Genomic DNA, 16891 nt, shown 5'->3' with positions numbered 1-16891 from the left:
CATTATTCAAAACACCCCCGGTCTAAAGGCCGGGGGTGTTTTTTTATGGGGGGAATTTAGTCGAAAGCTTAGACACTTTTTAGATGTATAAAAGGTACTGGAGCGGCTAGAGCTTCCTGAAAGGAATAATCTAAGGGAGAGAGCGTGTTTCAAAACCCGATAACATGGCTTTGGGCACATGATTACGGGGCTGGTCCTAAGTTGAAATGATTTGGCTTATAAGAGCCTACCAAGCCTGCAAAGTATAGATGCCGCTGTTGAAATGCAGGAAATAAAAAAACCAGCGATTCGCTGGTTTTTTACTGCTGGCTATTTTAGCCAAATACACGCATAACGGCTGCAATCAACACCCAGAGAATTGCAATGGCTACGATTGGTTCAACAATCTTTGCCCATGTTGGGGTTTCTACAAGAATAACATCTTCGACATCTTGATGCTGCTGATTCTGGCTTACCATTTGATTAAACTCCTTCATTGATGCTTCCAATGATAGCTCTTCTTGTACAATTGGTTTAGAGCCTTTTAGTTCTATTAGCTTATTTGTTGTCCAAATCCAGTCATCTGCTTGACCGGATAAATGTTCAATTTGTCCTTTAAGAAGTTCTTGAATACTATTCAGATTATGATTGCCGGTATCATTTAACTGTTTCAGCTCATTGAGCTGGAAATGAAAGATTTCTGAGGTGACCTGCTCAAGTTGCGGTTGTGGCAAGGCTGACTTGTTTTCAACTTGGGTCGTCAGGTGGCGGGCAATTTCCAGTATATATAATTCATCTGGATGCTTGATTTCATTATAAATTTTTTGCGGATTGTGACGCCACTCAGTAATAAGTTTACCTAAAGTTAAAGCATTGATTTCGCAGATATATTTTCGCCTTTCTTCTTTTGTATACTCTTTTAGAAGCTCAGGCTTTTGAGTTTCTATCTGTTCAACAAAATATTGTACTAAATCAAAAGCCATTCACTTACTCCATTATTTTTAATCTAATAGTCTTAAAGTTGTTTTTTTCTTTGGTGGTTCAGCTGGTTCTTCAGTGCTTGATTTTAAAGCATCTTCATCATTTTGTGTATGCTCATATTCACTTGGATCAAAGAATAAACCTTGTCCATTTTCACGTGCATAAATACCCAGTACTGCTTCTATAGGTACATAGATCTCCCGAGAGACGCCACCAAAGCGGGCCGAGAAGCTAATCGCATCATTGCTTATATGTAGCGCATGGACGGCATGGGGGACGATATTCAGAACAATTTGTCCATCTTTAACAAACTGCTCCGGAACCATTGTATTTGGACGTGTAGCATCCACCAGCAGGTAAGGCGTCATATTGTTATCGCAAACCCACTCATAGATTGCACGTGCCATATAGGGACGGGTAGGGCTAAGGTTGAATTCTTGTTCGGACATGAGGTTTCTCTACAGATGCTTGAGTTGCGCTGAATAACGGTTCTTTTCCTGCAATGTCATGGATTTTACAAAAGCAGAACGACTGAATATTCGCTGGCAATACAGGTGAAATGGACGGCATTGCTGCTGTGGTAATTCGACACCCATGTGTTTCAGACGGATAAAAATTGGTGCCAGCATGCAATCTAGGATACTAAATTGTTCGGACATAAAATAGGGAAAATGCTGGAATAAGGGTATAAGTGAAATCAGAATGTCCTGTAGCTGTTTCTGTGCCTTAACTTTGGCTTTCTTATCCAGGGTATCAGGATGACATAGCATGATATCAGCCAGTTTCAACCAGTCATTTTCAAAGCGCCAGATATATTGGCGTTGTTCTGCACGTGGCATTGGAGCATCGGCATAGAGTTTATTCTGGCGATAACGATCATCTATATATTCAGAAATAATCGGCGTATTGAATAATTTGAGCTCATTTTCAATCAGCATCGGCAATTGATTATAAGGATTGAGACTGGCCAAATCCTCATCATCAGTATCTACCAAAATCAGGTTATATTTAATCTGTTTTTCGGCAAGTACGTAGCGAATCCAATGGGAACGAAAGTCATCGGCATGACTATAGAGAGTAATTCCTTGAAGAGGCGCGCTTTCGACTGACATAAATCCTGATAAGCTTCTAATGAATAGACTAGGATACTAAAATTCAACCCAAAAAGCACTAATCATCAAAAGTCACTCCTTTTGAGTCGGGGTAGATTATAAGAAAAACAACTGGAGGAAAATAAAATGCTGATCAAGCTTCCTATCATTTTGCTGTTTATCTGTATTGGGATTGCAAATTATTATTTGATGAAGTCATTCTGGTGCCATGAAGGGGTATGGGGTAAAGATGTGCATGAACAATAAAGAGAAAATCTTTCCATCTACTCGACTAATATACCCATAAAAAACCCTGGAAAATCCAGGGTTTTTTGTCCGATTCGGTAAACGAATTAACGTTTAGAGAATTGAGGACGTTTACGAGCTTTACGTAAACCAAGTTTCTTACGTTCAACTTCACGAGCATCACGAGTAACGAAACCAGCTTGACGAAGAGCAGGTTTTAAAGTTTCGTCAGAAGCGATCAGTGCACGAGTAATACCGTGACGGATAGCGCCTGCTTGACCACCGATACCACCACCAGCAACAGTGATGTAAAGGTCATATTTGTTAGTCGCTTCAAGAAGCTCAAGTGGTTGGTTAACAACCATACGAGCAGTTTCACGACCGAAATACTGTTCAAGAGTGCGGTTGTTAATTACGAGTTTACCAGTACCAGCTGATAGGAAAACACGTGCAGTTGCGGTCTTACGGCGACCTGTACCATAATTAGTAGCCATGTGCTGTTATCCCTTAGATGTCCAAAACTTGTGGCTGTTGAGCAGCGTGTGGATGCTCAGTACCTGCATACACTTTCATTTTCTTGATCATTGCATAACCAAGAGGACCTTTAGGTAACATACCTTTAACAGCTTTTTCTAGAACTGCTTCTGGTTTGTGAGCGATTAACTTTTCAAAGTTAGTCTCACGGATACCACCAGGGAAACCAGTGTGGCGATAGTATTTCTTATCTTGTGACTTTTTACCAGTCACAGTGATTTCTTCAGCATTGATAACTACGATGTAGTCGCCAGTGTCAACGTGAGGAGTATAAGAAGTTTTATGCTTACCGCGTAAACGACGAGCGATTTCAGTCGCAAGGCGACCTAAAGTTTTGCCAGAAGCATCAACAACGTACCAGTCGTGTTGAACTTCAGCTGGCTTAGCGCTGAGAGTTTTCATTAAACCACTACCTATTATAGTTGGTTTGGACTATGGAATCTGTCCAAACTAAAGGAGACGCGATTCTAAACGAATACGTGAAGAATCACAAATGAAAATTAAAATTTCAAGCGCTGTATTTTATCTAATCTCCTTGGTGAAAGAAAGACCTAAGCCCTTATATGCTGCAAAAACTGCAACTATATTTGTAACCACAGTTTCAATCGTATCAAAATATTGATTTATAAGTACTCTTTGCAATGATCACTACAGCGTAGTCGTGATCGGGTTATAATATTTCTCAGCTTTGCCAAATTGAGAAGATGATGCTTCCTTTATATGTCACCAGTGGAGAACCTGCCGGAATTGGTCCTGATATTTGCCTGAGTCTTGCAGAGCGTGTTGATGAGCGCCCAATTGTGGTATTAGCAGATATGGATATGCTCAAGCAACGTGCTCAGACACTTAAATTGCCGGTTGAGCTGATTCCGTATCACGGGCAGGATGCATCTTCAGGTATCGGTGAGCTTTTTGTAGAGCATGTACCTTTGCAGCAAGAGGTGGTATTGGGTGAATTGAATCCGAACAATGCTGCTTATGTACTGGAGCAACTGCGTCGATCCGCAGACTACGCCATGTCAGGAAAAAGTGTCGGCGTTGCGACTGCGCCTGTACAAAAATCTGTAATTAATGAAGCAGGTATTTCTTTTAGTGGCCATACCGAGTATTACCAGGAATTTGCTGGTGTTCCACGTGTGGTCATGATGCTGGCCACCAAAACCTTACGTGTGGCTTTGGCTACCACACATCTTCCTTTACGTGCCGTGGCAGATGCAATTACCCCTGAACGCTTGCATCAGGTAATTGATATTCTGATTCACGATCTGAAATCCAAATTCAAGATTGAACAGCCGAAGATACTGGTTTGCGGTTTAAATCCGCATGCGGGTGAGGGTGGTTACTTGGGGATGGAAGAAATTGAAGTGATCAATCCGGTACTCGAAAGCTATCGTGCGCAGGGTATCAACATGAGTTTAAGCCTACCTGCTGATACTTTGTTTACCCCGGAAAACCTAAAAGATGCTGATGCTGTTCTGGCGATGTATCACGATCAGGGTTTACCTGTGTTAAAATCACAGGGCTTTGGTGAAGCCATTAATATTACCCTGGGCTTACCGTTTATTCGAACTTCTGTTGATCATGGCACAGCACTCTCCCTTGCGGGAACGGGACTTGCGAAAAGTTCCAGCCTGCACGTTGCTGTCGATTTAGCCCTCGATCTGGCGCGCCACTGATTATTGTTCATCACTCACGTTGGAAATGTTTTTATGTATCAAATTAATGCCTTAAACCCAAAAGATGAAGGGCATCAGGCTCGAAAAAGATTTGGTCAAAACTTTTTACATGACCAGCGTGTCATTGCCAAAATTGTACGCTCAGTCAATCCGCGTCCAGGTCAGAACATTCTGGAAATTGGCCCGGGTCTGGCCGCTTTGACTTCACCTTTAATTGGTGAATGTGATGCCTTAACTGTACTTGAGCTGGATCGTGATCTGGCTGCTGGTCTGCCGGGCCGTGTACCGCATCCCGAACGTTTAACCATTATTGAAGCCGATGCCTTGAGATATGATTATTCTCAATTGTTTCAGGAAGGTCGTCCATTACGTGTCGTTGGTAACTTGCCCTATAATATTTCAACGCCACTGTTATTCCATCTCCTGGAATTTGGTGACAAAGTGCAAGACATGCATTTCATGCTGCAAAAAGAAGTCGTGGATCGCATTACCGCATCACCGAATACCAAAGAATATGGCCGTCTGTCGGTGATGATTCAATATTTCTGTAAACCGACTTTCCTGTTCGAAGTACCACCAGGCTCTTTTAATCCGCCTCCAAAAGTAACTTCAGCGGTATTCCGTTTAGAGCCTTATAAAGTTAAACCGATTGTGGCGAAGAATGAAAAAGCGCTGGCACGTCTGGTATCTCATGTCTTTACCCAGCGTCGTAAAACCTTGCGTAACAGCTTGAAGGGTATGCTGGTAGAAGATGGTTTTGAAAAAGCGGGTGTTGACCCGATGGCGCGTCCAGAAACCCTGACCCTTGAACAGTTTGTTGCACTTTCAGATCAAATGGTGGCTTAAATTACGATGAACCGTACTGCTCGATATAATTATGTGATTGGTGATGTTCAAGGCTGTTTTGAGGCTTTGAAAGCTTTACTTAAAGAAATCAAGTTTGATGCAGATCAGGATTTTATCTGGTTTGCCGGAGATTTGGTGGCACGGGGTGAAAACTCAATTGGCGCACTGCGGTTTATCAAGAAACTGGCTGAGCAGGGTGCGGCTGCAACTGTCTTGGGAAATCATGATTTAACGTTGCTGGCCTATGCCCGCGGCATCAAGCCAGTAAAAGCAAAAGACAATGTTCAGGATGTCATTGATGCGATCGACAGCGATGAACTGATTGACTGGTTACGTAAACAGCCACTTTGTTTATTTCCCAATGAGCAGACTATTCTGACCCATGCCGGGATTCCGAGTCTCTGGAGTGCAGAAAAAACTGCACAGCTGGCACAGGAAGTAGAAGCAATTATTGCTCATGATGACTTTGATGTGCTGGATAATTTTCTAAAAGAGATGTTTGGGAAAGAGCCGGCACTTTGGTCAGATCAACTGCAAGGTCAAGAACGTATCCGCTGTATCGTAAACTATCTCACCCGAATGCGTTTAACCGATGTAGAAGGACGTCTGGAATACAGTTTTAAAGATGGGCTGGATGATCCGATGCCGGAAGGCTTTAAACCCTGGTTTGATTTTGAGTCCCAGGCTGCGAAAAGTCATCAGATCCTGTTTGGTCACTGGGCAGCTTTAAATGGTAAAACCATTTCAGACAGGATTCAGAATGTCGATGGTGGCTGTGTTTGGGGCAATCAGCTGATGGCATTTCGTCTGGAAGACCAGCAGATGTTTGCAGTTAACAATCCGGTGATGTAAGTAAAGCTATTAAAAAAGCCACGTGATTACACGTGGCTTTTTTAATTTTAAATTTAGTCTGCCCGAATCCAGGTCTGGTTTCGGCCCAATACAGAAACACCAATACTGGCACGTAAAGTTAAGCGTTTCCCCGTGTTGTTCAGACGCATTTTTGCATCATAAATTTTACCTACCAAGGGATCAATAACTTTACCTTTTTCATAGTTATTGGTGCCTTCTACATGTTTTAGGCCCCTGATAATGGTCATTCCCAGAATAGGCTGATTGGTATAGGGCGCGGGGCAATTATTGCATTTTTCACGTGGCGTATAACCCGGGCGAGGAGTGATCTTTACAATTTTGCCTGAATAGGTGTTGTTGTCCTCTTTGAAAATGACAATGATGGCTTTTGCTGCACCACTTTTATCATCAATCTGTTGCCAGATCCCGGTAATATCTTTTGCCCAAAGGTTGGTCATGCATGCTGCTAGCAGTATGACAAGCAATATTTTTCTAAACATAGAGGCTTATTCCACAGAATTTTTATCAGCGCCGCTCATGTTAGAAATCTTACTAAAATAGTCAATAATTATTTGAAAAAATCTAGAATGAATGCACTAAAAAGCTGCCAATTCGGCAGCTTTTGTATACTCAGAATTTATTAGTCCTGACGGATCCAGGTCTGGCTACGGCCTAAAGCGGAAACCCCAACATAACCACGCAAGGTTAAACGTTTGCCATTCGCACTCAAGCGTACCTTGGCATCATAAATTTTACCTGATAGTGGATCAATCACTCTACCTTTCTCGTAGTTATTGGTGCCTTCCACATTTTTTAAACCAGTCAAAACGTCCATGCCTAAAATAGGTTGATTGGTATAAGGGGCCGGACATTTATTGCAGGTTTTCTGAGGCGTATAGCCTGGACGTGGAGTCACTTTGACAATTTTTCCAGCAAAAGTTCCATTGTCATTTTGACGAATTTCAATAATCGCTTTTGGTGAGCCGGTTTTGTCATCAATTTGCTGCCAGGTGCCAGTTAAATCCTGTGCATAAATCATCCCGCTCATCATTGTCACGAAGAACATTAATACTAATTTAAATTGTTTCATTATATTTATCTCTTTTTTTATGGATGAAATAAAAGATCCCCAACACCGAAGTGCTATTTTATTAATCCTGACGGATCCAAGTTTGTGTACGCCCGATAGCAGATATCCCAATATATCCACGTAAGGTCAGTCGTTTCCCATTGGCGGAAATCCGCCCCTTTAAATCATAAATTTTGCCGGTGAGTGGATCGAGTACCTGGCCATGTGCAAAGTTATTTTTGGTGGTGGGCTTCAATCCTTTAATGACATCTAAACCCAAAATCGGTTTATCTGTATAAGGTGCCGGACATTTGATGCATTTTTCCCGTGGTGTATAACCCTGGCGGGGTGTGACTTTAGTAATCGTTCCTGTATAGGAACCATCTGCTTCAGTTTTCATTTCAATCAATGCTTTAGGTGAGCCAGTTTTATCATCAATCTGTTGCCATAGGCCAGACAGTTCCTGAGCAAATGCCATAGAGCCAGTAAATAAAGAAGCTGAAATAATAGTTAAAGCTGCAATTTTATGCATGTTATATCCTTATTTTTTTAATTAACGTTCACCCAATTCCATGTGGTGAACGTTGCTGCACATTACCCTAATACATTTTCATAATCTTTATTGCATGAAAAAGCATGTGTCTAATATTCATACAACTTAATGTATAAAAATGCAAGCTTCTATCTACTAAAGCATAAATTAATCACATTTTATGTGATTAAACCTGACTTATTCATATTTGATCCAGGTCTGACTACGGCCCAGTGCTGAAACCCCTACATAGCCACGCAATGTCAGACGTTTACCATTGGCACTCAATTTCGCTTTGGTATTGTAAATGTTGCCTGATAATGGATCGAGAAGTTTGCCCTGACTGAAACTGTTATTGCCTGTGTATTTCAGGCCTGTCAGTACATCCAGTCCTAGAATTGGCTTATTGGTATATGGAGCGGGACAGGATACACAGATTTCTTTTGCTGTATAACCAGGGCGCGGAGTGATTTTCGTAATTTTAGCTGTATAGACGCCTTCTGATGTCTCACGAATCTCCAGGAATGCTTTAGACGAGCCGGTCTTGTCATCAATGCTTCGCCATGTCCCTGAAAGGTCAGAGGCCAAAGCCAGATGGCTGAAAGAGGCTAAAAGTAAAGTTGAAAAAAATTGAACCTTTTTCATATATCTGTTCCTAGGTGAGATTAGTGTTCTTACTCTATAGTAAGAACGGTTACCACATAAAACAAACAATTAATTTGATTCACTAGTCACATTTTTTGCAGATACAGTATAAAAGTTGGCAACCAGATTGCAGTAAAGACTGCATTTACCGCCATGCCAAAAGCAGCATAACGTCCCGCAACACTGCCACGCTGCCAGGCCTGTGCTGTGCCGATGGCATGTGCTGCCAGTCCCAAGGCGAGTCCGGATGCACGTTCATCATTAATATGTCTCAGAATAAACGGAGAAAAAGCCGCACCAATCACACCAGAGAGAATCACAATCAGAATAACCATACTGATAGGTGCATCCAGCAGGGTGGCAATATTAATTGCAATTGGCGTAGTGACGGCACGAGTAGCAAAAGCCAAAATGTCGGCAGAAGCCATATGTAGCAGATAAGCCAGACCCATCGGTAAGGCAACCGCACTGATACTGGCAAAGACCAAAATGCCGATAATGGCTTTGAGCGGCAAATCATCATAGCGCATGGCAGCCAGAGGAATAGCCAATGCGACTGTCACATAGCCGAGTAAATGGTTGAAAAGTGGATTTACTTCATCCATGTAATTTTCATAGGGAATTCCGAGTGCAAATAAAAGTGCCAGCACAAAAAACATGCTAAACACGATGACGGGAATTTGCGGAATGATCCGGTTACAGGGTTTGGCAATCAGATAGGCGATGAGTGTGACCGCGAAGCCATACAAAATAGATAACATGCGGAACTCCTATAACCAGCGCTTGGCCATTTTGGCATACACCCATAAAGGAATTAGGGTGCTAAAAAACATGATGAACAGAAAAGCCGGAATTTTCTGGCCCATATGTACCAGCATCATTAGGGCACCTGCACTGACAGGAAGGAAAGCAAAGGCACTTTCCTTCATCAGTTTGTTATTGGTATCCACCAGGCGAGCGGGGAGTTTGCCGAAATAGCGCCAAGTAAAAAGTGCAATTAATAGGCTTAATAACCCGACCAGATTACCCAGTTCAGGATGATTCAGCTGGGTCATTAACCAGACCGAAGCTTCCCGAAAGATAACAATAAGTAACAGGGTGCCGATCCATGCTGGCCAGTCAATTTGTTTTATCCAGTTCATTACTCTGATCATTAATAAGTTTACTTATCAAGTTTTACTCGATCTTTGACTGGATTTCAAACGCTTCCAGTGGACGTTGAAACTGCTGCGCCTGTTTTCCCAAAATTTCGTCTAAAGGTAAATGCGCCTGTTTAATCAATTGTTCCAGTTTTTGTGGTGCAATTCGAATGTGCAGATGCAGTTGGCCTTCATCATCATAATGTTCAGACTGAATCACATTCAAGCTGTACAGCTGGTTGCGCAGCTTGCCATAGGCGGGTTTAAGAATTAAATCGAAGGACTGCAGTTGCCCCATCAAGGATTCATGTACCGCTTTACGCAGCAGGTCGATACCTTCGCCAGTATGTGCCGAGACATAGACCCGTTCCGGTTCACCCGGGCGTCGATAAATAATTTTGGCTTCTTCACCGCTACAGTCAATTTTATTGTAAACCTGAAGGATGGGAACATCGGCCCCAATTTCTTTCAGCACTTTTTCAACGGCTTCAATCTGTTCCAGCATCTCTGGACTACTTGAATCAATCACATGCAGTAACAGTGTGGCTTCAACGGTTTCTTCCAGCGTTGCCTTAAAGGATTCCACCAGTGAATGGGAAAGATTACGGACAAAACCGACCGTATCGGCCAATACCAGATTGCCGATACCATCCCATTCCAGACGCCGTAAGGTAGGGTCCAAAGTGGCAAACAGCTGATCGGCTGCATAAACATCGCTGTTGGCGAGTAAGTTAAACAGGGTCGACTTGCCGGCATTGGTATAACCGACTAAAGATACTGTTGGAACAGCCGCTTTTTGACGGGCTACACGACCTTGCATCCGGGTCTGGCGGACTTTATCAATACGTGCCTTGAGTTGCCCCATACGGATACGTAGCAAGCGCCGATCTGTTTCCAGCAGGGTTTCACCCGGACCACGCAAACCGATCCCGCCTTTCTGGCTGTCAAGATTGCCACGACTACGAATCAAGCGCGAAGATAAATGCTGTAATTGTGCCAGTTCAACTTGCAGCTTGCCTTCGTAGGTACGTGCACGCTGGGCAAAAATATCCAGAATCAGTTCGGTACGATCTACCACGCGGCATTTGATTACCTGTTCCAGGTTCCGGGCTTGAGCAGGGGTTAAGGCATGATCAAAAATGACCAGATTGGCATCTAGTTCTTTTACACGTTCGGCAATTTCTTCTGCCTTGCCGGAGCCGATAAAAAATTTGGCATCAGGTTTAACCCGCTGAGCATGAATATGTTCCAGAATTTCGGCATCTGCAGACTGTGCCAGCAAACGAAACTCTTCAGCATCAAGGTCATCCAGCATTTGTACGCTGACACTCACCAGAATGACGCGCTCTTTCCCTCGATGTTGTTGTAAATACTCCACTCAGGCCGATCTCCACTTAAAAACTTAAGTGTAGTAGAAAACGGACTATACAGATACTGAATTAGTGCGGCTTAGGTTTAAAGTGCGCTAATAAATAGTTGTGCAAGTGTTACCAGTACTACGGCATAGATAAGGGTACCACCCAAAATATATTTGAGCACTTGTAGAGGCTGAAGTGTTTCTTTCGCGGGCTGTATTTGATCTGGCATGGCTGCGATCCTTTTCAATCTAATATTTCGATAGTTTTATTTTGAATGATTTTTTAATCCAATTAAAATTGTAGATATAGATGTTATTGGCCGATTTTTATTATCAATGCAAGTTGCGAATGAACAGTATAGAATGAGTTTAATTCGTGGATATTCCCTGTATCTAGCTTAGGATTTTAGTGACGTTTTTATGAACCCGACTGTACAAGATCAAACATCCGACATACATGGCTTGTCAAAATTCTTCCTCTATACAAGAAAAATTGGTGCCTTGCTGGCAGCCATTAGTAACGGATTTTATCTGGTTTTTCGTCATGGCTTATATAAAAATCCGAATAATCCCTCCAATACCCGTTATGTACAATATTTTTGCCGCCAATTGTGTCAGGTTTTTAATATTAAAGTGCAGGTGCATGGGGAGATTCCACGGGAACCCGCCTTATGGGTAAGCAATCATATCTCTTGGCTAGACATTGCAGTGCTGGGATCAGGAGCACGCGTATTTTTCTTGGCCAAGGCCGAGATTGAAAACTGGCCTGTTTTTGGAAAATTGGCCAAAGGCGGCGGTACCTTGTTTATTAAACGTGGTTCTGGAGATTCTGTCAGAATTCGTGAACAAATTACTGATTTTCTCAAGCAGGATATTCCGGTGCTGTTTTTTCCTGAAGCCACGACTTCAGATGGCCGTTTTATTAAAAAGGTTCATGGCCGGATTCTAGGGGCTGCGATTGAAGCTAACCGTCCAGTGCAAATCTGTTTGATCTGTTATGTGAATCAGCAGGGTGAGCTGGATCTGGTCGCGCCGTATGTCAATGATCTCAGTTTTGCTGCCCATGTCAAAAAAGTACTGGAAATGCCACAAGTTACTGCACATTTAATGGCTTTGCCTGCAATTTCTTCCGAGGGGCATACGGTAGACAGTCTGACTCGTGAGGTACAGGAAAAAATGCAGGAAGGCTTACATGAGTTGCAATCCCGAGTATTAAAAAAGCCTCGGTAAACGTAGTTTTTTAGAAATAAAATTTATGCGTCGGCCTTACATAAAGCCTTCAATTGGCAACCACGACAACAGTTTTAATCCGGTTTTCTGATACCATTTTATTCCTGGCTCTTTGCTAAAGGTTTTTATTTCGCCATTGGCTTTCCTGATTTTCCAGTTAATGTTCTGGTTCGCATCCAAGACCAGTTTATAGGCATATTTACTCAAATTCTGATCCATGGTTTCGTGTACGGCTTTTGCCAGAGCAGGGCTGTTTAGCAACACACCAATTTCAGTATTCAGATAAGCTGAACGCGGATCAAAGTTAAATGAACCGATGAAAACCTGTTTCTGGTCCAGTGCCATCAGTTTGGCATGCAGACTGGAGCGACTCAGGCCTTTCAGGCTAACTTTCGCTTTTTTGGCAATCTCTTCTGTATTGACGTTTAAGTTGTGTGAATCCGGGGCAGCCAGAAATTCATATAGCTGTACATCATTTTCCAGCAGGTCCTTTCGATATTTGGCATAAAAGGCATGTACTACAGAAACGTCATTGGCTTTAAATGAGTTGGTTAATACCCGAACCTTGATATTCTCATTCACCAGTTTTTTCAGACGGTCTGCACCGGTTTTTTCCGGCACGAAATAGGCAGAGACAATGTCTACACTCTGTTCAGGCTTTTCCAGATGCTGTAATAACTGGAAATTGAGATGTTCTTCAGTTTTGGCTTTGGCCTTGATTTTACTGGGTGGATCTTTGACGACTTCTGCTTCAACCCAGTCTAGCTGAATCTTCTGTTCTAACCATTGATCAAAGGCCAGAGAACGATTCGCCAGATCCAGATAATTCTTTGTGGCTGGATCCTGACTATGGGCTTCAAGCTGTTGCCTCAGGCTCGGGAAACGTAACCCGTGATGGTGCGGATTGACAATTTTTTGTACCGGATAAGCATAATCATCATTCCAGTACTCATCGAAGGAATGGATGATTTCATCCGAAGCCGCACCGACCAGCATGACATCGACATCCGAGAACTGATAGTTTTCACTGACATTATAATACTGGTTGCTCATATTGCGCCCGCCAATCAGTGCAATCTGGTTGTCAGCAATAAAGCTTTTATTGTGCATGCGGCGATTGATTCGCTTTAAATCCAGCACCATGTCCATGGCGCGATATTTACGAAAGCGATAAGGGTTGTACAGTTTCACATCGATATTCTGATGCTGGTTCAAGGCCAGATAAATCCCTTCCATTTTCTTGGCATTGTTATCATCCATCAACAGGCGTACTTTTACACCACGGTCCGCTGCCTGAATAATGGCATGCAGGGCGAGGGCGCCAATGCGGTCGTTATCCCAGATGTAATATTGCAGATCCAGACTGCGTTCTGCTTTATGGATCAGCTGCATACGTGCAGCCAGTGCTTCCAGTGGATCATAAAGCACGCGATAACCGGTCAGACCGATATTCTGTTCACGTAAAGGTTCAATAATTTGAGCCAGACTGGTTTGCGAGGTATCAGTTTCAAATGCCATCTGGCTTGGCTGTTCAGTTTGCTTGGGTAAGGTGCTACATGCAGGAAGTCCCAGTACCAGACTACAGCTTAGTAAAATGCCGGCTTTATAACGATGGGTGCGGATAAAACCTGAGGATTGAAGATAGATTTGATCGCTGGAAGCATTGGCCATATAAGTCGCAGAATGAAAAATTAGAATTGAGTATAATTGCCAGCTATGAAAAGATAAATATAAAGCCAGTGATATACTGCTTGACTGAAACAAGGCGAATATATGTGGGATTCAAATTCCGTACTTTTTTATTGTTATCTCGGCATGGCCATTCTCGCTATCTGGGCTGTGTATCAGGCCTGGTCGAGTCAAACCCGCACCGAGACCATTCACCCATTTAAAGCATTCTGTCATTTACTGGCTTTTTATCTTTCCTATTTATTAATCCCATTGGTGTTCTTCAGTATTTTTGCTGGATGGACGGGTCATTATTCGCTACATGAAGCTGTTTTTGTATTTCTACTCAGTGCGGTTTTAAGTTATGCACGCTTTATTGAGCCGCATCTAATTCAAGTGAAAACGACACAGTATCAGATCAATGCGGATAAACGTTTACAGAAACCGGTCAAAATCGCCCTGATTGCAGACTTGCATATCGGTCTGTTTTCAGGACATGAGCGGCAGTTACGACAAATTGTACATAAATTAAATCATATTCAGCCTGATTTGGTGGTGGTCGCCGGCGACTGGACCTATGAGCCAGAAAATAAACTGGCTCAAGAGCTGGCAGTTTTAAAAGAGATTCACGCTCCGGTCTATTCAGTCAATGGTAACCATGACGAGCAATATCCAGGGCCGCCGATTCAGGAATTGTTGCACTATGCACTGCAAGTCAATCAGGTCATGGATATTGAAGGTCAAATTGTCGAATTTGATGAGTTCCGTCTCTTGGGCGTAGGCGACCTCTGGGCTGGAAAAGCTGATATGCGCAGTTTGCCTGATCTCCCTCAGGACAAGCCCTGGATCATTCTTTCGCATAACCCGGATACGGTCGATATGGTTCCAAAACTGCCGACGCGTCCTTTAATGCTGTCCGGGCATACCCATGGCGGGCAAGTGGAGCTGCCTTGGCTGACCGATTATGTGATGAAAAGAGTGTCCATTTTGGGACATAAGAAAGGCATGTACCGTCATGAACATGCAGATGTGTTCGTGACAGTTGGAACGGGGCTGGTTGGTGTACCTTTTCGCTTCCGGGTCCCCCCTACCATTGATATTATCGAACTGATTTAAAGTCAGTTCGCCTTCTGTGCAGGATTAACTGATCAGCCAGATCAGAATCAGCAAGATGACAGCGACTGTTGCTATTATCCAGATTTTCTTTTCGATTTTTCGGGGCGGTACATTTTCACGTAATTGTTGTGCAGTGATTTCAGCTTCTGTAGGTGCACTCAAACTAGGATGGTTGGGAATTTCCAGGGGAGGCGTGACCAGGTCAATATCATCAGCATCATCACTAAAACGTGGGCCGGTACTTTCATGTTTCATGACGATGTCGTGTTCACGCACAATCTCTTCAATTACTTGCAGCGCCTGAACTTCATCTAAAGGGGTATTCCCGGTGATATAGCCAACAGCTTCTTTTTTCTTATCATCTTCCAGTAAAATAATGACATTGACCAGTTGTTCCTGTGATAAGTATTCGATGAGATCTTGCATACCCGTGCCTCATTTTTTGAATTGAGTCCATTTGATTGTTGAGCAAATTTAACGAGATAAGTAGCAGAGTTTTGTTGTGAAATCATAAAAAAGCCAGCATCGAGTGCTGGCTTTTCATCCATCTAAAACCTTAGATCTGGTTATTTACATCATCATTCTTGGTTTCACGAATCATCAGAAACGCGATTAGGGACAGGATCGATGCTGCGGTCAGGTAGTAACCGACTGCAGACAAACCATAAGTAGTCGCCAGTTTGGTGGCGATTAACGGAGCAAATGATGCACCGAAGATACCTGCCAGGTTAAAAGTCAATGCAGAACCGGTATAGCGGACTGAAGTCGGGAAGATTTCAGATAATACGGTACCGATAGGCCCATAGGTTAAGCCCATGATTGACAGACCAATACACAAAAACAGGAACACCACCAGGGTACTGCCAGATTCAAGCATATCTGCAAAGAAAATACCGAAGATCGCAGAAACGACACATACCGCAATCGAAGTAGTCTTACGGCCAAATTTCTCTGCCAATACTGCTGAAAGCGGGATGAATGCAGCAAAACACAGGGTTGCAACTAACTGCAATTGCAGGAATGCTTCACGAGAATAACCAAGTTGTTTGGTTCCCCATTGCAGCGCAAATACCGTAGTCAGGTAGAACACGACAAAGGTACAGATTGCGGCAATCGTACCCAGAACCAGCATGCGGGAATGCTTTTTGAATACCTGAACAAAAGGAACATTCACTTCTTGTTGTTTATCCAGCACTTTCTGGAAAGCAGGCGTTTCATGCAGTTTTAAACGGATCCATAAACCCATAATTACCAACAAGGCACTTGAGATAAACGGAATACGCCAGCCCCACGCCATAAAGTCAGCTTCAGACATGAAAGCGCCAAGCGTCAGGAAGGAACCTGTCGCCAGAATAAAGCCGATTGGGGCACCCAGTTGCGGGAACATGCCATACCAGGCACGCTTACCTTCAGGTGCATTTTCGGTGGCAAGCAGTACTGCACCTGACCATTCACCACCCAGACCCAAGCCCTGACCTAAACGGCACAGTGCCAGCAGCAGTGGCGCAGCAATCCCGATTTGTGCATAAGTTGGCAGCAAGCCAATCGCAACGGTTGAAATCCCCATGGTCAGCAAAGCCGCGACCAATGTCGCTTTTCGTCCGATCCGGTCACCTAAATGACCAAATAATGCAGCACCAATAGGGCGGGCAATAAAGGCAATGGCAAAAGTCGCAAGAGACTGAATGGTTGCGGTCATCGGATCTGTACTTGCAGGGAAGAACAGATACGGGAAAATAATAACAGCAGCGGTGGCATAAATATAAAAATCGAAGAACTCGATTGTGGTACCTACCAAGCTCGCTGTTAAAACGCGAAATTTTGAATTTTGTGCTGGTTGAGCAGCAGAATTAGACGACGCCATGGAAAACCTTACACTTACTAAAAATAAAAAAACTTAGTTTTAAAAGCGTAATCTTTTTAAAAAAGG

General features: G+C 43.2%; 21 protein-coding genes. 5 read left to right on the top strand and 16 right to left on the bottom strand.

All coding sequences use genetic code 11. The features are described 5' to 3' along the window. Positions 1–314: 314 nt before the first annotated feature. The 5 genes from VXQ11_RS11595 to rplM all read right to left on the bottom strand — a co-directional run bounded on the left by VXQ11_RS11595 (position 315) and on the right by rplM (position 3233). The gene (locus VXQ11_RS11595; RefSeq protein WP_416706082.1) at positions 315–962 is read right to left on the bottom strand and encodes a hypothetical protein; all 648 of its coding nucleotides are present in this window, start codon (positions 960–962) and stop codon (positions 315–317) included. Between the two features lie 18 nt (positions 963–980). Then, positions 981–1409, bottom strand: a complete 429-nt coding sequence (locus tag VXQ11_RS11590) for a ClpXP protease specificity-enhancing factor (RefSeq protein ID WP_416706081.1) — start codon at positions 1407–1409, stop codon at positions 981–983. Between the two features lie 9 nt (positions 1410–1418). Continuing rightward, on the bottom strand, positions 1419–2072 hold the full coding sequence (locus VXQ11_RS11585) for a glutathione S-transferase N-terminal domain-containing protein (RefSeq protein WP_416706080.1): 654 nt from the start codon (positions 2070–2072) through the stop codon (positions 1419–1421). Between the two features lie 332 nt (positions 2073–2404). Further along, on the bottom strand, positions 2405–2791 hold the full coding sequence (rpsI, locus tag VXQ11_RS11580; RefSeq protein WP_064097058.1) for a 30S ribosomal protein S9: 387 nt from the start codon (positions 2789–2791) through the stop codon (positions 2405–2407). A 13-nt stretch (positions 2792–2804) separates the two neighbouring features. Beyond that, positions 2805–3233, bottom strand: coding sequence for a 50S ribosomal protein L13 (gene rplM / locus VXQ11_RS11575; RefSeq protein WP_004281682.1), 429 nt, complete (start codon positions 3231–3233; stop codon positions 2805–2807). Positions 3234–3535: 302 nt separating this feature from the next. Here rplM and pdxA point away from each other — a divergent pair, with 302 nt between their 5' ends. From pdxA to VXQ11_RS11560, 3 genes are read left to right on the top strand one after another with little or no spacing between them, the layout of a single operon-like run. Beyond that, positions 3536–4507, top strand: coding sequence for a 4-hydroxythreonine-4-phosphate dehydrogenase PdxA (pdxA, locus tag VXQ11_RS11570; RefSeq protein WP_416682043.1), 972 nt, complete (start codon positions 3536–3538; stop codon positions 4505–4507). A gap of 33 nt (positions 4508–4540) precedes the next feature. Then, positions 4541–5353 carry a 16S rRNA (adenine(1518)-N(6)/adenine(1519)-N(6))-dimethyltransferase RsmA gene (rsmA, locus tag VXQ11_RS11565; protein WP_064097060.1) on the top strand — a complete coding sequence of 271 codons (813 nt, stop codon included), beginning with the start codon at positions 4541–4543 and terminating at the stop codon, positions 5351–5353. Between the two features lie 6 nt (positions 5354–5359). Further along, entirely contained in the window at positions 5360–6205 is an 846-nt protein-coding gene (locus tag VXQ11_RS11560) for a symmetrical bis(5'-nucleosyl)-tetraphosphatase (protein ID WP_416682044.1), read from the top strand. Between the two features lie 53 nt (positions 6206–6258). On the opposite strand, the gene VXQ11_RS11555 is transcribed toward VXQ11_RS11560, so the two are convergent. The 8 genes from VXQ11_RS11555 to VXQ11_RS11520 form a co-directional block, all read right to left on the bottom strand. Beyond that, a complete protein-coding gene (locus tag VXQ11_RS11555) occupies positions 6259–6705 on the bottom strand; it encodes a DUF2147 domain-containing protein (RefSeq protein ID WP_064102538.1) in 447 nt (148 codons plus the stop codon). A 140-nt stretch (positions 6706–6845) separates the two neighbouring features. Continuing rightward, positions 6846–7295 (bottom strand): DUF2147 domain-containing protein, encoded by a 450-nt coding sequence (locus tag VXQ11_RS11550; protein WP_064102537.1) that lies wholly within the window; start codon positions 7293–7295, stop codon positions 6846–6848. Positions 7296–7356: 61 nt separating this feature from the next. Beyond that, positions 7357–7806: a DUF2147 domain-containing protein gene (locus tag VXQ11_RS11545; RefSeq protein WP_064097064.1), complete on the bottom strand. Its 450-nt coding sequence runs from the start codon at positions 7804–7806 to the stop codon at positions 7357–7359. Positions 7807–8004: 198 nt separating this feature from the next. Further along, a complete protein-coding gene (locus VXQ11_RS11540; protein WP_416706079.1) occupies positions 8005–8451 on the bottom strand; it encodes a DUF2147 domain-containing protein in 447 nt (148 codons plus the stop codon). Between the two features lie 86 nt (positions 8452–8537). Beyond that, positions 8538–9212 carry an LrgB family protein gene (locus tag VXQ11_RS11535; RefSeq protein ID WP_064097066.1) on the bottom strand — a complete coding sequence of 225 codons (675 nt, stop codon included), beginning with the start codon at positions 9210–9212 and terminating at the stop codon, positions 8538–8540. A 9-nt stretch (positions 9213–9221) separates the two neighbouring features. Beyond that, the gene (locus VXQ11_RS11530; protein WP_064097123.1) at positions 9222–9593 is read right to left on the bottom strand and encodes a hypothetical protein; all 372 of its coding nucleotides are present in this window, start codon (positions 9591–9593) and stop codon (positions 9222–9224) included. Between the two features lie 34 nt (positions 9594–9627). Beyond that, positions 9628–10968, bottom strand: coding sequence for a ribosome rescue GTPase HflX (gene hflX, locus VXQ11_RS11525; RefSeq protein ID WP_144725323.1), 1341 nt, complete (start codon positions 10966–10968; stop codon positions 9628–9630). A gap of 77 nt (positions 10969–11045) precedes the next feature. Continuing rightward, positions 11046–11177, bottom strand: a complete 132-nt coding sequence (locus VXQ11_RS11520) for a hypothetical protein (RefSeq protein ID WP_263600648.1) — start codon at positions 11175–11177, stop codon at positions 11046–11048. A 190-nt stretch (positions 11178–11367) separates the two neighbouring features. Between VXQ11_RS11520 and VXQ11_RS11515 the strand changes: the two genes are divergently transcribed. Beyond that, complete coding sequence (locus tag VXQ11_RS11515; protein WP_416682047.1) at positions 11368–12177, top strand: lysophospholipid acyltransferase family protein; 810 nt, start codon at positions 11368–11370, stop codon at positions 12175–12177. A gap of 36 nt (positions 12178–12213) precedes the next feature. Here the strand turns inward: VXQ11_RS11515 and VXQ11_RS11510 are convergent, their stop codons facing one another. Continuing rightward, entirely contained in the window at positions 12214–13848 is a 1635-nt protein-coding gene (locus VXQ11_RS11510; RefSeq protein ID WP_416682049.1) for a phospholipase D family protein, read from the bottom strand. A gap of 102 nt (positions 13849–13950) precedes the next feature. Here VXQ11_RS11510 and VXQ11_RS11505 point away from each other — a divergent pair, with 102 nt between their 5' ends. Then, positions 13951–14961: a metallophosphoesterase gene (locus VXQ11_RS11505; protein WP_064097069.1), complete on the top strand. Its 1011-nt coding sequence runs from the start codon at positions 13951–13953 to the stop codon at positions 14959–14961. 24 nt (positions 14962–14985) lie between these two features. Here the strand turns inward: VXQ11_RS11505 and VXQ11_RS11500 are convergent, their stop codons facing one another. Then, on the bottom strand, positions 14986–15387 hold the full coding sequence (locus VXQ11_RS11500; protein ID WP_416706078.1) for a hypothetical protein: 402 nt from the start codon (positions 15385–15387) through the stop codon (positions 14986–14988). A gap of 130 nt (positions 15388–15517) precedes the next feature. Continuing rightward, on the bottom strand, positions 15518–16825 hold the full coding sequence (locus VXQ11_RS11495) for an MFS transporter (protein WP_416706077.1): 1308 nt from the start codon (positions 16823–16825) through the stop codon (positions 15518–15520). Positions 16826–16891 lie beyond the last annotated feature (66 nt).

It is taken from the genome of Acinetobacter sp. 197, assembly GCF_048148385.1.
GTDB lineage: Bacteria > Pseudomonadota > Gammaproteobacteria > Pseudomonadales > Moraxellaceae > Acinetobacter > Acinetobacter pecorum.
This window is presented reverse-complemented; position numbering and strand designations above follow the sequence as displayed.

Coding starts and splice junctions, on each gene's coding strand:
- VXQ11_RS11595 (WP_416706082.1), bottom strand. CDS start 962: ATGGCTTTTGATTTAGTACAATATTTTGTTGAACAGATAGAAACTCAA.
- VXQ11_RS11590 (WP_416706081.1), bottom strand. CDS start 1,409: ATGTCCGAACAAGAATTCAACCTTAGCCCTACCCGTCCCTATATGGCA.
- VXQ11_RS11585 (WP_416706080.1), bottom strand. CDS start 2,072: ATGTCAGTCGAAAGCGCGCCTCTTCAAGGAATTACTCTCTATAGTCAT.
- rpsI (WP_064097058.1), bottom strand. CDS start 2,791: ATGGCTACTAATTATGGTACAGGTCGCCGTAAGACCGCAACTGCACGT.
- rplM (WP_004281682.1), bottom strand. CDS start 3,233: ATGAAAACTCTCAGCGCTAAGCCAGCTGAAGTTCAACACGACTGGTAC.
- pdxA (WP_416682043.1), top strand. CDS start 3,536: ATGATGCTTCCTTTATATGTCACCAGTGGAGAACCTGCCGGAATTGGT.
- rsmA (WP_064097060.1), top strand. CDS start 4,541: ATGTATCAAATTAATGCCTTAAACCCAAAAGATGAAGGGCATCAGGCT.
- VXQ11_RS11560 (WP_416682044.1), top strand. CDS start 5,360: ATGAACCGTACTGCTCGATATAATTATGTGATTGGTGATGTTCAAGGC.
- VXQ11_RS11555 (WP_064102538.1), bottom strand. CDS start 6,705: ATGTTTAGAAAAATATTGCTTGTCATACTGCTAGCAGCATGCATGACC.
- VXQ11_RS11550 (WP_064102537.1), bottom strand. CDS start 7,295: ATGAAACAATTTAAATTAGTATTAATGTTCTTCGTGACAATGATGAGC.
- VXQ11_RS11545 (WP_064097064.1), bottom strand. CDS start 7,806: ATGCATAAAATTGCAGCTTTAACTATTATTTCAGCTTCTTTATTTACT.
- VXQ11_RS11540 (WP_416706079.1), bottom strand. CDS start 8,451: ATGAAAAAGGTTCAATTTTTTTCAACTTTACTTTTAGCCTCTTTCAGC.
- VXQ11_RS11535 (WP_064097066.1), bottom strand. CDS start 9,212: ATGTTATCTATTTTGTATGGCTTCGCGGTCACACTCATCGCCTATCTG.
- VXQ11_RS11530 (WP_064097123.1), bottom strand. CDS start 9,593: ATGAACTGGATAAAACAAATTGACTGGCCAGCATGGATCGGCACCCTG.
- VXQ11_RS11520 (WP_263600648.1), bottom strand. CDS start 11,177: ATGCCAGATCAAATACAGCCCGCGAAAGAAACACTTCAGCCTCTACAA.
- VXQ11_RS11515 (WP_416682047.1), top strand. CDS start 11,368: ATGAACCCGACTGTACAAGATCAAACATCCGACATACATGGCTTGTCA.
- VXQ11_RS11510 (WP_416682049.1), bottom strand. CDS start 13,848: ATGGCCAATGCTTCCAGCGATCAAATCTATCTTCAATCCTCAGGTTTT.
- VXQ11_RS11505 (WP_064097069.1), top strand. CDS start 13,951: ATGTGGGATTCAAATTCCGTACTTTTTTATTGTTATCTCGGCATGGCC.
- VXQ11_RS11500 (WP_416706078.1), bottom strand. CDS start 15,387: ATGCAAGATCTCATCGAATACTTATCACAGGAACAACTGGTCAATGTC.
- VXQ11_RS11495 (WP_416706077.1), bottom strand. CDS start 16,825: ATGGCGTCGTCTAATTCTGCTGCTCAACCAGCACAAAATTCAAAATTT.